General features: G+C 75.0%; 13 protein-coding genes and 1 pseudogene. 8 read left to right on the top strand and 6 right to left on the bottom strand.

From position 1 onward, the window contains the following. Nucleotides 1-104, top strand: a pseudogene (locus AB0D32_RS28905) (phytochelatin synthase); the annotation flags it as partial. Between the two features lie 357 nt (nucleotides 105-461). Here the strand turns inward: AB0D32_RS28905 and AB0D32_RS28900 are convergent. Continuing rightward, complete coding sequence (locus AB0D32_RS28900) at nucleotides 462-1,361, bottom strand: A/G-specific adenine glycosylase (RefSeq protein WP_357096989.1); 900 nt, start codon at nucleotides 1,359-1,361, stop codon at nucleotides 462-464. Nucleotides 1,362-1,547: 186 nt separating this feature from the next. Between AB0D32_RS28900 and AB0D32_RS28895 the strand changes: the two genes are divergently transcribed. The 3 genes from AB0D32_RS28895 (at nucleotide 1,548) to AB0D32_RS28885 (ending at nucleotide 3,506) form a co-directional block, all read left to right on the top strand. Next, complete coding sequence (locus tag AB0D32_RS28895) at nucleotides 1,548-2,060, top strand: ACT domain-containing protein (RefSeq protein WP_357096987.1); 513 nt, start codon at nucleotides 1,548-1,550, stop codon at nucleotides 2,058-2,060. Continuing rightward, nucleotides 2,057-2,641 (top strand): peptide deformylase, encoded by a 585-nt coding sequence (locus AB0D32_RS28890; RefSeq protein ID WP_357096985.1) that lies wholly within the window; start codon nucleotides 2,057-2,059, stop codon nucleotides 2,639-2,641. The genes AB0D32_RS28895 and AB0D32_RS28890 overlap by 4 nt, the downstream gene beginning before the upstream one ends. A gap of 148 nt (nucleotides 2,642-2,789) precedes the next feature. Beyond that, entirely contained in the window at nucleotides 2,790-3,506 is a 717-nt protein-coding gene (locus AB0D32_RS28885) for a hypothetical protein (protein WP_357096983.1), read from the top strand. Between the two features lie 115 nt (nucleotides 3,507-3,621). On the opposite strand, the gene disA is transcribed toward AB0D32_RS28885, so the two are convergent. From disA to AB0D32_RS28865, 4 genes are all read right to left on the bottom strand, one after another. Further along, on the bottom strand, nucleotides 3,622-4,803 hold the full coding sequence (gene disA, locus AB0D32_RS28880) for a DNA integrity scanning diadenylate cyclase DisA (RefSeq protein WP_350926267.1): 1,182 nt from the start codon (nucleotides 4,801-4,803) through the stop codon (nucleotides 3,622-3,624). A 141-nt stretch (nucleotides 4,804-4,944) separates the two neighbouring features. Then, nucleotides 4,945-6,399, bottom strand: a complete 1,455-nt coding sequence (gene radA / locus AB0D32_RS28875) for a DNA repair protein RadA (protein ID WP_357096980.1) — start codon at nucleotides 6,397-6,399, stop codon at nucleotides 4,945-4,947. Nucleotides 6,400-6,493: 94 nt separating this feature from the next. After that, nucleotides 6,494-7,243: a hypothetical protein gene (locus tag AB0D32_RS28870; RefSeq protein WP_357096978.1), complete on the bottom strand. Its 750-nt coding sequence runs from the start codon at nucleotides 7,241-7,243 to the stop codon at nucleotides 6,494-6,496. Nucleotides 7,244-7,382: 139 nt separating this feature from the next. After that, nucleotides 7,383-8,222, bottom strand: coding sequence for a UbiA family prenyltransferase (locus AB0D32_RS28865; RefSeq protein ID WP_357096976.1), 840 nt, complete (start codon nucleotides 8,220-8,222; stop codon nucleotides 7,383-7,385). Nucleotides 8,223-8,267: 45 nt separating this feature from the next. Here AB0D32_RS28865 and AB0D32_RS28860 point away from each other — a divergent pair, with 45 nt between their 5' ends. The 4 genes from AB0D32_RS28860 to AB0D32_RS28845 all read left to right on the top strand — a co-directional run bounded on the left by AB0D32_RS28860 (nucleotide 8,268) and on the right by AB0D32_RS28845 (nucleotide 12,227). Then, entirely contained in the window at nucleotides 8,268-9,038 is a 771-nt protein-coding gene (locus AB0D32_RS28860; protein WP_357096974.1) for a methyltransferase domain-containing protein, read from the top strand. 46 nt (nucleotides 9,039-9,084) lie between these two features. Beyond that, complete coding sequence (locus AB0D32_RS28855; RefSeq protein ID WP_357096972.1) at nucleotides 9,085-10,251, top strand: acyl-CoA dehydrogenase family protein; 1,167 nt, start codon at nucleotides 9,085-9,087, stop codon at nucleotides 10,249-10,251. 100 nt (nucleotides 10,252-10,351) lie between these two features. Next, nucleotides 10,352-11,410, top strand: a complete 1,059-nt coding sequence (locus AB0D32_RS28850) for a type III polyketide synthase (RefSeq protein ID WP_357096991.1) — start codon at nucleotides 10,352-10,354, stop codon at nucleotides 11,408-11,410. A 34-nt stretch (nucleotides 11,411-11,444) separates the two neighbouring features. Continuing rightward, entirely contained in the window at nucleotides 11,445-12,227 is a 783-nt protein-coding gene (locus tag AB0D32_RS28845; RefSeq protein ID WP_357096970.1) for a hypothetical protein, read from the top strand. A gap of 77 nt (nucleotides 12,228-12,304) precedes the next feature. On the opposite strand, the gene AB0D32_RS28840 is transcribed toward AB0D32_RS28845, so the two are convergent. Next, nucleotides 12,305-12,988: a hypothetical protein gene (locus tag AB0D32_RS28840; RefSeq protein ID WP_357096968.1), complete on the bottom strand. Its 684-nt coding sequence runs from the start codon at nucleotides 12,986-12,988 to the stop codon at nucleotides 12,305-12,307. Between the last annotated feature and the right edge of the window lie 322 nt (nucleotides 12,989-13,310).

Raw genomic sequence — 13,310 nt, 5'->3', positions numbered from 1 at the left:
ACACCGTCACCATCGCCGACTCCGCCAACCCCAACCAGGCCTCCTACCGAATGAACGTCGACAACCTCGCCGACTGGATCGCCACCCGCGGCTACGCCTCCTGACCAAGACGAACCGCACCACCCACGAAAGGGCCGACCCCACAAGGGGTCGGCCCTTTCGTCACCGCCAAGGCTTGGGGCGGGATTCCAACCCGCCACCGCCGGGGCCTGGGATCCGAACCCGTCACCGCCGAGGCCCGGGATCCGATCCGTCATGCCCGGCCCATGCCGATCGGGTCGGTCAGATCGGTTCACGGAACCGGCGTGCCGTCGGTCCGACGATCCGTCAAGCCTGCCGGGCCTGGGGGCGGTCCTGGACAGGCGAGAGCCGTCAAGCCTGCCAGGCCCGGGGGCGGCCCCGGGCCGCCGAGAGCCGTCAACCGGCCGCGCCCGGCATCGGCCGAGGACCGGCGAGAGCCGTCAACCCACGGGGACCGGCGGGCCGTCGCCGACGAGGCGGAACGAGGATTCGCCGACCGGCTCCACGAGACCGTCCCGCACCAGCCCGGAGAGGGCCCGGGACCGCTGGACGTCGTCGGCCCATACCTGGTCGAGCCGCTGGTGCGGCACCGGCCCGGTCGCCTCCCGCAGTACGCCCAGCAGCAGTCCACGTACCTGGCGGTCGGTGCCGGCGTACCGCTGGGGGCGGCGGGTCGGGCCCGCCGGGGCCTCGCGGCCGGACGCGCGCCAGGCGCAGATCGACTCGACGGGGCAGGCGCCGCAGCGGGGTGACCGGGCGACGCAGAGCACCGCGCCCAACTCCATGAAGGCCGCGCTGGCCAGGGCGGCGGCGGCCGGCTCGGCCGGCAGCAGTTCCTCGGTGGCGACCAGGTCGGCCGGGCGGGTCGTCGGGCCGGCGTCGGGTTCGCCGGCGATCGCCCGGCACACCACCCGCCGCACGTTGGTGTCGACCACCGGATGCCGCTGGCCGTACGCGAACGCGGCCACCGCCCGGGCCGTGTACGTGCCGACGCCCGGCAGGGCCAGCAACTGGTCCAGTCGGTCCGGGACAGAGCCGCCGTGGCGTTCGACGATCGCCACCGCGCAGTCCCGCAGCCGTACCGCCCGGCGGGGATAGCCGAGTCGCCCCCACATCCGGATCGCCTCGGCGGGGCTGTCCGCCGCCAGCGCGGCCGGCTCCGGCCAGCGCGCCAGCCAGGCCTCCCAGGCGGGTAGCACGCGTACGACCGGCGTCTGCTGGAGCATGACCTCGCTGACCAGGATCGCCCACGGGCTCACGTCGGGCCCGCGCCATGGCAGGTCGCGGGCATTCTCCTCGTACCACCGGCTGACCAGGGTGGCGAAAGTGGGCTCAGACATCGCGCCGCCGATGATGTCACGTGGCCCGCCGCCGGGGCGGCGCGGGCGACCTGTGCCACGACGGGCACCGCCGTGGCGGACGACCTGGGGCGGATCGCGTCCAGGAAGGCCGGATCCTGTCCCGCTGGCTGGGCGGTCAGGGCGGGGCGCTGCGGCGGCGGCGGACGGATCGGGCAGAATGCCCGGATGAACGAGCTCGCGATCACCGTCATCGGCCGGGACCGGCCAGGCATCGTGGCCGACGTCGCCGAGCTGCTCGGCCGGCTCGGCGCGAACCTCACCGACAGCACGATGACGCGGCTGCGGGGGCACTTCGCGATGACCCTGATCTGCGTGGGCCCGGCCGCCGCCGACGTCGAGGCCGCGCTGGCGCCGCTCTCCGCCGACGGCCAGCTGCTGACCACCGTGCGCGCGGTCACCCCCGACGGCGAGACGGCTCCCGCCGGTGAGCCGTACGTGATGGCGGTGCACGGCGCGGACCGGATGGGCATCGTGGCGGCCATGACCCGGGTGCTCGCCGACGCCGGCGGTAACGTCACCGACCTGAGTACCCGGCTGACCGGCTCGCTCTACGTGGTGGTCGCCGAGGTGGAGTTGCCGCCCGGCACGGCCGACGAGCTGGCCGGACGGCTGGCGGCGACCGCCGCGGAGCTGGGCGTCGGGGTGACCCTCCGGCCGGCCGATCCGGATCTGCTGTGACCGGCGTCGGGCCCGGCCCGGAGACCGAGGCGTACGTCGGCCTCGGCGACTGGACCCCGGAGTCCCTGTCCGTGCCGGGTGAGGTGCGGCCGGTGGTGTCCGCGCCGGAGCAGGTGCTCAGCCGGGCCGGCGGCGAGGTGGACCCGACCGCGCGGGAGACGGTACGGCTGGCCGCCGACCTGATCGCCACCATGCGGGTCTCGCCGGGCTGCGTCGGGTTGGCCGCCCCACAGGTCGGTGTGGGCGCGCAGGTCTTCGCGGTGGACGTGACAGGCCACCCGAAGGCGCTCACGGTGCACGGCACCTTCGTGTTGTGCAACGCCAGGGTCGTCGAGGCGAGCCGGTGGAAGGTGGCCCGTGAGGGGTGCATGTCGGTGCCCGACCTGACGGGTGACGTCAAACGGGCGAGCCGGCTGGTGGTGGAGGGCGTGCTGCCCGGCACCGGCAGGCCCGTACGGCTGGTGACGGACGGGTTCGAGGCGCGGGCCCTCCAGCACGAGATCGACCACTGTGCCGGCCTGCTCTTCCTGGACCGGGTTGCCGGCGCCCACGCCATCTACCAGCGCAAGGTGTATCTCTGAGTGGCGGCGGCGTGGCGATCCGGGTTCGCCGGCGGGACACGGTCGACAGGCGTGACCGCCGCATGTGGAGGGTCGGGGCGGTGAGCTGCCGACGACTCGGCGCGTCGCGCGGGGCCGCCGTGCCATGCGCCGCTACGGTGGGGGCATCATGCGTCTGACGGTCGGCCCCCTGCCACCCGCCGTTTACTGGCGGCGTCGCGCCGTCGTGCTCGGAGCGGGGCTTCTCTTCCTGATTGTCCTGCTCTATTCGTGCACCGGATCAGACCGGACCGGGGGCCGGGGCGGCGGTGCCCAGCCCTCGCCGGGTGCGGCGTCACCTGACGCCACGCCGGAGCCCACCGGCTCGGTGCTCACCCCACAGACCGGGGCGCCCTCGCCGGGTGCGGCGGGCGGGCCGGATGCCACCGACCCCCCGGACGGCACGACCACCAACTCGCCGCCGGCGCCGGGTGTGCCGGTCGTCGACGACAGCACGTGCACGGACGCCGAGATCACCGTGACCGCGGTGGCCCAGCCCGCCTCGGTGGTCCGGGGAGCCGTGGCGGATCTCCAGCTCAAGATCAAGAATCGGTCCGAGCGGACGTGCAGCCGCGACGTCGGCGCCGACGTGCAGGAGCTGTTCATCAAGTCGGGGGCCGAGAAGATCTGGTCGTCCGACACCTGCGGCACCGGCAAGGGCACCGATCCGCAGTCCTTCACGCCGGGCTTCGAGCGGTCCTACCAGGTGGGCTGGAACGGCCGCGACACCACCAAGTGCGCCAACGGGGTGGCGGCGGGCCCGAACCCACCGGCCGGGACGTACCAGCTCTTCGCCAGGGTCGGCACCAAGCACAGCGAGCCGGTCAAGCTCACCGTCACCGGCTGAGCGACCGCTCACCGCCACCGGCCCGGCCAGGTCGGGCCCAGCCGCCGGCCACGATGAGGTTCGACACACCGGCGCAGTGGCGCTGGCCGTGACGACGGCGGCTGCCGGCCGCTGGTCAGACGTAGCGTTCGAGGATCGACGCCTCGGCGAGCCGGGACAGGCCTTCGCGGACGCCCCGGGCACGGGCGTCGCCGACCCCCTCGACGGCCTGGAGATCCTCGACGGTGGCGCCCAGCAGGCGCTGGAGGCTGCCGAAGTGCACGACGAGGCGGTCGACCACGGTCACCGGCAGCCGGGGCACCTTGGCCAGCAGGCGGAAGCCGCGCGGGCTGACCGCCGCGTCGAGCGCGTCGGACGCGGCCGGATAGCCGATCGCCTTGGCGACCGAGACCAGGTCGATCAGCTCGGTCGCGCCGAGCAGATCCAGTTCCACCAGTGCTTCGTCGAGGGTGCGGGGCTTCCGGCCGGTCGGCAGGTAGTCGCGGATCACGAGGGTGCGGTCGGCGTCGACGCCGGCCATCAGCTCGTCGAGTTGGAGGGCCAGCAGGCGGCCGTCGGTGCCCAGCTCCACCACGTAGCCGGCGATCTCGTCGGCGATCCGGCGGACCATCTCCAGCCGCTGCACCACCGCGACCGCGTCCCGTACGGTGACCAGATCCTCGATCTCCAGGGCGGAGAGGGTGCCGGAGACCTCGTCCAGCCGGAGCTTGTAGCGCTCCAGCGTGGCGAGCGCCTGGTTGGCGCGGGACAGGATCGCCGCCGAGTCGTCCAGCACGTGCCGCTGGCCGTTGACGTAGAGGCTGATGATCCGCATCGACTGGCTGACCGAGATCACCGGGAAGCCCGTCTGCCGGGCGACCCGCTCCGCCGTGCGGTGCCGGGTGCCGGACTCCTCGGTCGGGATGGTCGGGTCGGGCATCAGGTGCACGGCGGCCCGCACGATCCGGGTGCCGTCGCTGGAGAGCACGACCCCGCCGTCCATCTTGCACAGCTCCCGGACCCGGGTGGCGGAGAACTCGACGTCGAGCGGGAATCCGCCGGTGCAGAGGCCCTCGACGACCTTGTCGTAGCCGAGGACGATCAGCGCGCCCGTCCGGCCGCGCAGGATGCGCTCGAGGCCGTCCCGCAGCGCGGTGCCCGGGGCCATCAGGGCCAGGTTCGCCCGCAACGGGTCACCGGCGCCCCCGGCGCCACCGGTCACGCTCACGCTGATCGGGCGGGCGGGCGAGCCCACGGCGCCGGTGCGGGCGTGAGGCGTCGCGCCAGCAGGCTTGGCGGTGTCGCGGTCGATCGGCACGGGCACAGTCTACGGACTGCCCTGCGGTGGGTGCTGTCGTGGTTACTGTGATGTGTCACGATGCCCCGCCTCGCCCGGACCGTGGGCCGGCGTCCGAGCTGTCCGTTATCAGGCTGGATGTGCCACCGGCCGCCCCCGCGTTCACTCGGCGGACGCCCGGGCGACAGCCTGGAGCGCCGACCGCACGTCGGTCACCTCGAGCACGCGCATGTGCTCCGGCGTGACGCCGGTGCTGTCGGGGCCGCAGCCGGTCGGCACCAGTGCGAGCCGGAACCCGAGCCGGGCCGCCTCGGCCAGCCGGCGCGGCACCGCACCCACGCGGCGCACCTCGCCGGTCAGGCCGACCTCGCCGATCGCCACCAGGTGCGGTGCGATGGCCAGGTTGAGCCCGCCCGAGGCGACGGCGAGCGCGACGGCGAGGTCGGCCGCCGGCTCCACCACCCGGATGCCGCCGACGGTGGCGGCGAAGACCTCCCGGTCGTGCAGGGTCAGGCGTTCGGTGCGCCGTTGGAGCACGGCCAGCACCATCGCGAGCCGGGCCGAGTCGAGCCCCGACACCGTCCGCCGGGGCGAGCCGGCCACGGTCGCACCGATCAGCGCCTGCACCTCGGTGACCAGCGCCCGACGCCCCTCCATCGCCACGGTGACGCAGGTGCCGGGCACCGGCTCCGAGTAGCGGGTCAGGAACAGCCCGGACGGGTCGGCCAGGCTGCTGATGCCACCCTCGTGCATCTCGAAGCAGCCCACCTCGTCGGCGGCTCCGAACCGGTTCTTCACGCCACGCACCATGCGCAGCGACGAGTGCTTGTCGCCCTCGAAGTGCAGCACCACGTCGACCAGGTGCTCCAGCACCCGGGGGCCGGCCACCTGGCCGTCCTTGGTGACGTGGCCGACCAGCACGGTCGCGATGCCGCGCTCCTTGGCCACCGAGACCAGGGCGGCGGTGACCGCCCGCACCTGGGTCACGCCGCCCGACACGCCCTCGGCGCCGGTGGTGGAGATGGTCTGCACCGAGTCGAGCACCAGCAGGCCCGGCTTGACCGCGTCGAGGTGACCGAGCACCGCGGCGAGGTCGCTCTCGGCCGCGAGGTAGAGCTGGTCGTGCAGGGTGCCCATCCGTTCCGCGCGCAGCCGGACCTGGCTGACCGACTCCTCGCCGCTGACGACCAGGGACGGGCTGCCGGCGCCGGCGGCCCACTGCTGGGCCACGTCGAGCAGCAGGGTGGACTTGCCGACACCGGGCTCGCCGGCGAGCAGCACCACCGCGCCGGGGACCAGGCCCCCACCGAGGACCCGGTCGAGCTCGCTGACCCCGGTGGGGCGGGCCCGGGCCGGGGCGGCGCTGATGGTGGCGATCGGCCGGGCCGGCTCGGCCGGCATCCGGGAGCTGACCACCTTGCCGGAGACCGTCGGGCCGGTGACCGTGCACTCGACCACCGAGCCCCACTCGCCGCACTCCGGGCAGCGCCCGACCCACTTCGGCGGTTGGTGCCCGCAGGCGTCGCACTCGTAGGCGGGCCGGGGCTCGCGAGCGCTCGCACGGCCGCGCCCGCCGGCCCCGCCGGCTCGGGAGGAGGTCGATCGGGAGGTGGTCACACCGGGACGTTAGTCCCCACGTACGACGAAGACACCGTCGGCGTGGCGGTCGCCACGCCGACGGTGTCTTCGATCAGCAGAGCCGGAGGGAGGGTCAGTGCCCGCCGCCCTCCTGGTCCTCGTAGCCGCCCAGACGCTCGACGATCTTCGACGGGGGCGCCGCCGGGGTGAGCGGTACGGCGACCGGCACCTGGCTGGTGACCGTGACGCCGTTGCCGAAGTCGAAGGTCACGACGACGTTCTGGCCGGAGCGCAGCGACTCGTTCAGGCCGATGAGCTGGAGTACCCGGTCGGACTCGGTGTTGAGCCGCACGTAGCTCATCGGCGGGATCTCGACCCGGGCCGGCTCGCCGGCCGGCGCGGCCGGGCTCTCCGGGGCCGACGGGCTCTCGGGAACGCCGGGGCTGGCCGATCCCGACGGGCTCTCGGACGTGCCGGGGCTGGCCGACTCCGACCCGGACGGGGTGGGCGACGGCGACTCGGGCGCCGGCTCGGTCGGGGACGGGCTGGCGGTCGCTCCGGTGCCGGTGATCACCACCTCGCGGGCGCTGTCGGTGGTCACGGTCACGGTCACCGGGTCCGGCGAGTCGTTGTAGATCACGGCGCTCAGCACGGCGTTGCTGCCGGCCTTGTAGCCCTCGATGCCGGGGAACCCGAGCAGCAGGCCGCGGACGGTGTAGTCGTCGTCGCGGGCGGACAGGTTGACGCCCTGGATCGACGGCTCCTTGTTGGCGGTCTCGGAGACCTGGCCGGTGCCGCAGCCGGCCAGCAGCAGCCCGGTCGCCGTGGCCATCCCGGTCAGCAGCAGGGCCGCCCGTCGGGAACCCCTGATCGAGCGCGTCACGTCGGTCCTCCTCGTCACGATCCCACCCGGTGCTCACGCCGGGCATGGTGGCCATGCCCGCGCAGACCGCGCTCCAGGGTAGTTGGGCCTGATCCACCCCCGCACGCCGACCCGGAGATGCCACTCCCCGGGGCACGCCTCACACCAGCCGGCCGCTCGTGACCAGCAGGACGACGTCGATGAGGGCGACCAGCAGCACGGCCCGGAAGGCGGCCACCTGGCGGCCTCCGGCCCGGGCGGCGGCGCGCCCGCCGTACCAGCTCAGCGGCGGCACCACGACGGCGGTGGCGACCGCGGCGAGGCCGACGCCCGACGGCGGCCCGGGCGGCCCGAGGGCCAGCGTGGCGGTCGCCGCGAGCAGCAGCAGCGCGGCGGCGGCGCGACTGCCGGCCGGGCCGAGCCGGTGCGGCAGCCCCCGCACCCCCGTCCGGGCGTCGTCGGCCAGGTCGGGCAGGACGTTGGCGAAGTGCGCCCCGGCGCCCAGGCAGGCCGCGGCGGCGACCAGCCAGACCGGCGGGAGCACCGCCCCGGGCAGCGCCAGCACGACGAAGGCGGGCAGCGAGCCGAAGGAGACCGCGTAGGGCAGCACCGAGACCGGGGTCGACTTCAGCGGCCAGTCGTAGGACAGCGCGGACACCAACCCGAGGGTGGCGCAGAGCGCGGCGGCCGGGCCGGTGGTCAGCGCGAGCAGCGGGGTGGCGAGCGCGGCCACCGCCGCGGCCACGGCCGTCACGCGCCGGCTCACCGCGCCCACGGCGACCGGCTTGTCGGTACGCCCCACCGTGGCGTCCCGGTCGGCGTCGAGCGCGTCGTTGGCCCAGCCGACGGCGAGCTGGCTGGCCCCGACGGTGAGCACCACGGCGAGGACGCCTGCCGGGCGGTGCCCGACGCCCCAGGCCAGCAGCCCGGCCACCGTGGTGACTGCGGCGGCCGGCTCCGGGTGACTCGCCCTGACCAGCCCTAGCACCGTTGGCGACATGAGGGAAGTCTGGTCGTTACCGGGCAGTCGTGCCACGCTCGATCCATGCCAGATGCGGGCCGCACCCTGCCACGCAACGATCCGCGCCAGTACGACGACCTGGCCGACGAGTGGTGGCGGCCGGACGGCGCGTTCGCGATGCTGCACTGGCTGGCCGAGGCCCGCGCGGCGCTGGTGCCGACGGCGTCCCGCCCCGGTGCCCTCCTGGTCGACCTCGGCTGCGGCGCCGGGCTGCTCGCCCCGCACCTGGCCGGCAAGGGCTATCGGCACGTCGGAGTCGACCTCACCCGCTCGGCCCTGGTACAGGCCGCCGCGCACGGGGTGGCCGTCGTCAACGGCGACGCCACCGCCGTACCGCTGGCCGACGGCTGCGCCGACGTGGTCGCCGCGGGCGAGCTGCTGGAGCACCTGCCGGACTGGCGGCGCGCGGTGGCCGAGGCGTGCCGGCTGCTCCGGCCCGGTGGCCTGCTCGTCCTCGACACGTTGAACGACACGGCGCTGAGCCGGCTGCTCGCCGTGCGGATCGCCGAGCGGCTGCCCACGGTGCCGAAGGGCATCCACGACCCACGGTTGTTCGTGGACGCCCGCGCGCTGGTGGCCGAGTGCGCCCGGCACGGGGTCGACCTGCGGCTGCGGGGCATCCGGCCGGGGGTGCCCGGGCTGCTCGGCTGGCTGGTCCGCCGGCTGCGCGCCACCGGCCGTCCGTACGCGCCCGGGAACCGTCCGCACGCGACGGTTACGGGCCCGGCGCCACGGATCGTGCCGACCTGGTCGACCGCCGTGCTCTACCAGGGGCGTGGTACGCGCAGCGGATAACGGTGCCCGTCCCTGGGGGTAGGGAGAGGGCCGAGAAGGGGGCTGTATGACGCAGCACGCGCTCCAGGCGGCTCGCCGTCTGGCACCGAGGCTCGCCGCGAGGGCGGCGGAGCACGACCGGGACGGCTCGTTCCCGGCCGAGGACTTCCGGGACCTGCGCGACGCGGGGCTCTTCGGCCTGATGGTCCCCACCGCGCTCGGCGGGGCGGGCGCGACGTTCGCCGAGTACGCCGCGGTCGCCACCGAGCTGGCCCGGGGCAACGGTGCGACGGCCCTGGTCTTCAACATGCATGCCTCGGTCACCGGGGCGCTCGGCGCGGTCACCGAGGAGCTGGCCGAGGCGCTCGGGGTGCCGGAGGAGGCGCTGGCCGCCCGGGACCGGCTGCTCACCGCCGCCGCCGAGGGCGCCTGGTACGCGGTGGCGATGAGCGAGCGCGGCGCTGGTGCCCGGCTCTCCCAGCTCAGCACCGTCTACGAGCCGGTGGACGGCGGTTGGCGTCTGAAGGGCAGCAAGACGTTCTGTTCCGGGGCCGGGCACGCGGACGGCTACCTCGTGGCCGCCCGTAGCGCCGCCGACCAGTCGGTGGTCTCCCAGTTCCTGGTGCCGGCCGGCGACGGGCTGACCGTCGAGCCCACCTGGGACTCGCTCGGCATGCGCGCGACCTCCTCGCACGACCTGCACCTGGACGTGACCGTGCCGGCCGACCGGCTGCTGGGCGGTGTGGAGGGGCTGGCCCTGGTGGTCGCCCAGCTCATGCCCCACTGGCTGGTGGCCAGCTACGCCGCCGTCTACGTGGGGGTCGCCCGGGCTGCGGTCGACGCGGCGGCCGAGCACCTGAACGCCCGCGACCTCGCCGGGCTGCCGGCGGTCCGGTCCCGCCTCGGCCGGGCCGACGCGGCGGTGGCGGCGGCCCAACTGGTGGTCGCGGAGGCGGCCCGCCGGGTGGACGAGGCACCGGGCGACGCGGAGACCAACCGCTGGGTCTGGCGGGCCAAGCTGCTCGCCGGTACCACCGCCGCCGACGTGGCGGCGTCCGTGCTGGAGGCGGCCGGCACCTCCGCCACCCGACGGGGGCACCCGCTGGAGCGGCTCTACCGGGACGCCCGCTGCGGTTCGCTGCACCCGGCGACGTCGGACGTCTGCGCGGACTGGTTGGGCGTCGCCGCGCTGGGTGGCGACCCGGACCGCGACGGAACGGTCCCTCGTTGGTGAGCGTGGGGAGTTCGCCGAGGCGGCGGACGCGCGGGCCCACGGTGCGGGGGGCCCGTCCAGGGGCGGGGTCGGCCGCCCGGTGCGCAAGGCCGGACGAGAGGTGGGCATGGTGGCCGTACCGGTGATCGCGGGGCTGGGGACGGCGCACCCGCCGTCGGCCGCGCAGGACGACCTGTGGGAGGGCTTCTTCTCGAAGCACTTCACCGGCAGCACGCGGGCGCTGGCGCAGCGGATCTTCGCGCACTCGGGGGTCACCCGCCGCCAGGCCGCGGTGAACCCGCTGCTGGAGGACGTCTCCGACTGGCCGACGGAACGGCGGATGCGCCGCTACCTGGTCGAAGCGCTGCCGCTGGGCAAGGAGGCGGTGGGCCGGGCGTTGACCGCCGCCGGCCTGTCCGCCGGGGACGTCGGGCTCTTCGTGGTCTGCTCGTGCACGGGGTACGCCACCCCGGGGCTGGACATCCTGCTCGCCCGGGACCTGGGCATGGCCCCGGACACGCAGCGCATGTTCGTCGGGCACATGGGCTGCTACGCGGCACTGCCGGGGCTGGGCGCGGCGGGCGACTTCGTCACCGCCCGGGGCCGGCCGGCGCTGCTGCTCTGCGCGGAGCTGACCAGCTTGCACATCCAGCCCTCCAGCGCCCGGGTGGACACCCAGCAGATCATCTCCCACGCGCTCTTCTCGGACGCCGCGGTCGCCGCCGTGGTCGTCCCTGGTGGCCGGGGGTACGCGCTGCGCGAGGTCACCTCCGTCACGGACACCTCGACGGCCGACCACATGACCTGGGACGTCACCGACACCGGCTTCCGGATGGGGCTGTCGCCGAAGGTGCCACAGGTGCTCTCCACACACGTCCGGGGCCTGGTGGACGGCCTGCTGGCCCGGCACGGCACGACGCTGTCCGAGGTGGACGGCTGGGCGGCGCACCCGGGCGGTCCGCGGATCCTCAACGTGGTCGAGCGGGAGCTGGCGCTGCCGCCGGAGGGGTTGGCGGCGTCCCGGGCGACGCTGGACGAGCACGGCAACTGCTCGTCGCCGACCGTGCTGCTGATCCTCGACCGGCTGCGCCGGGCCGCGTCGCCGCCCCGACGGGTGGTGATGTTGGCGTTCGGCCCCGGCCTGACCCTCTACGCCGCGCTGCTCGAACGACAGGAATGATCCGTTCGCCCGGTGTTGCGGTTACTCTCTGGTAATGGATGTCGATGCGGCAGGCCGGCCGGAGTCCGGGCCGGACGCCGGTGAGCACGCGACTCCCGTCGGGGCCGACGACCGGCTGCGCACCGTCGTGCTGGTCGTGGCGGTTCTGGCGGTGCTGGTCGGTGGCGGCTGGTGGTGGCAGGCCGAGGCGCCCCGCACCGGCCCCGTGGCGGCCACGCCGAGCCCGGCGGCCGAGGCCGGAGCCCGGCCCGATGCCCCATCGGAGGCCCGGACCCAGGTCCTGGTGTCGGAGGGGCCCGGGGGGACGACCAGCGTCTGGATCGTCGATCCGGCGACTGGTGCCGTCGACCCGGGCAGCGGCGTCACCTTCGAGGCCACCCCGGGCGGCGGCCTCGCCTTCCGGGTCGACCCGGGCAGCGGCGAAGCGGTCCGGGGCGACGTCGGGCCTGGCGGGCCCGACGACCCCCGTCGGCTCTTGGCGGAACGGCTCGACGGGGCCGCACGCCACGGCCGGCTGGAGAGCTTCCCCGGCACGGTCTGGACCGCCCGGGCCGTGCTCAGCCCGACGGAGAGCCTCGTCAGACATGCCTCCGCCGAGGGGGGAGCCCGCCATCTGCTCCAGTACCGCTGTGTCGGCGCCGGCGAGCTGCTCGTCGTGATCGCCCGGGCGCGGGCGGCGGCCCCCGTCAGGAGCGTCTGCGACGGTTCGGTCCACTCGACGGGTGTCACCGCCAGAGGGGGGCCGTTCCAGATCACGCTGGCGAGCGCCAACGCCGGGTCGCTCCGGGTCTCGGCGCAGTTGGTCGCCCTGCCCTGACGCGCGGGCGACGGCCGGCCGGATGTTCGAAAAGGGCGCCCTGCACATCAAGATCCGATAGGAGGGTGCCCTTCCTCTCAGCCGGCGAGGCGGGACAGGTCGGCGCGGTAGTCCTCGGCGGAGTGCACCTCCGGCACCACCCTGACGAGGACGCCGGCCCGGTCCACCAGCAGGGCGGTGGCGGCGCCGGGGCGGGCCGGCAGGTGCAGGAACGCGCGCAGCCCGCCGGCCGGGTCGGCGAGCGGTCGTACGGCCGCCCCGGTGGACGGCGTGGCGCGTACGGGCCGGTCGCCGGCGACGGTGACGAGCGTGACCCCGGCCGGCACCAGGGCGGCTGCGGTGGCCACCTCGTCGGGGCAGGGGCAACCGTCCACGAGGAGGATCATCGACGGCACCAGCCCACGCAGGGGCACCGGTGACTGGCCGGCGTCGACCAGGTCCAGTGCCGGCAACGGCCGGCCGGTCGACGGCGCGTACGAGGTGGGGGCCGGGTCCGGGGTGGACCGGGCGGGCCGCGGCCAGGTGACCGCCGCGAGGCCCGCGAGGGTGGTCAGCACCGCCACCAGCAGGATCAGCAGGGGCAGGGCGAGCGGAGACCGGGACCACGGAGGCGGGGTGGCGCGGCGGGTCGTTTCGCGCAGTTCGCGGCGGAGCTGCTCTGCCTCGGCCGCCAGGGCGGAGGCGTCGTCCGGCACGACCACCCGACCCCACCCCGGTGGCAGGTCGGGCAGCCCGGGGCCGTCTGCGTCGGGCTTGCCCATCGGACCCTCCCAGGACGTCTCGGCGAGCGGAGAGCGGCTCGACCTCCAGCGTCCCGTACGGGGCGGGCTGCCGCTACACCTGGGCGCGTACCCGGCCGGCCGGCTACCATGGGAGGAGCGCATAGCCCTTGATCTCGACGTTCGCGTCACTCGTACCGGGACGTCATCCAAGCGTTACGGAGCGTGGTCAAACCACCGGTTTGGCGGCCTGTCAAGCTGAAGAAATACCTCTCACAGGGCCCCTGAGCTGCGCCAACGGTCAGGACAGCGGTGAGACATCGGTGCCTGAGCGTGTTACCCTAGACACAGCGAAAGGGGTTTC

The sequence above is a fragment of the Micromonospora sp. NPDC048170 genome (genome assembly GCF_040652795.1).
Taxonomy (GTDB): Bacteria; Actinomycetota; Actinomycetes; order Mycobacteriales; family Micromonosporaceae; genus Micromonospora.
This window is presented reverse-complemented; position numbering and strand designations above follow the sequence as displayed.

Excerpts from the sequence above, each read along its gene's own strand:
- AB0D32_RS28845 (WP_357096970.1), top strand. The coding sequence starts at position 11,445 with ATGGATGTCGATGCGGCAGGCCGGCCGGAGTCCGGGCCGGACGCCGGT.
- AB0D32_RS28855 (WP_357096972.1), top strand. The coding sequence starts at position 9,085 with ATGACGCAGCACGCGCTCCAGGCGGCTCGCCGTCTGGCACCGAGGCTC.
- AB0D32_RS28840 (WP_357096968.1), bottom strand. The coding sequence starts at position 12,988 with ATGGGCAAGCCCGACGCAGACGGCCCCGGGCTGCCCGACCTGCCACCG.
- AB0D32_RS28865 (WP_357096976.1), bottom strand. The coding sequence starts at position 8,222 with ATGTCGCCAACGGTGCTAGGGCTGGTCAGGGCGAGTCACCCGGAGCCG.
- AB0D32_RS28895 (WP_357096987.1), top strand. The coding sequence starts at position 1,548 with ATGAACGAGCTCGCGATCACCGTCATCGGCCGGGACCGGCCAGGCATC.
- AB0D32_RS28900 (WP_357096989.1), bottom strand. The coding sequence starts at position 1,361 with ATGTCTGAGCCCACTTTCGCCACCCTGGTCAGCCGGTGGTACGAGGAG.
- AB0D32_RS28885 (WP_357096983.1), top strand. The coding sequence starts at position 2,790 with ATGCGTCTGACGGTCGGCCCCCTGCCACCCGCCGTTTACTGGCGGCGT.
- AB0D32_RS28860 (WP_357096974.1), top strand. The coding sequence starts at position 8,268 with ATGCCAGATGCGGGCCGCACCCTGCCACGCAACGATCCGCGCCAGTAC.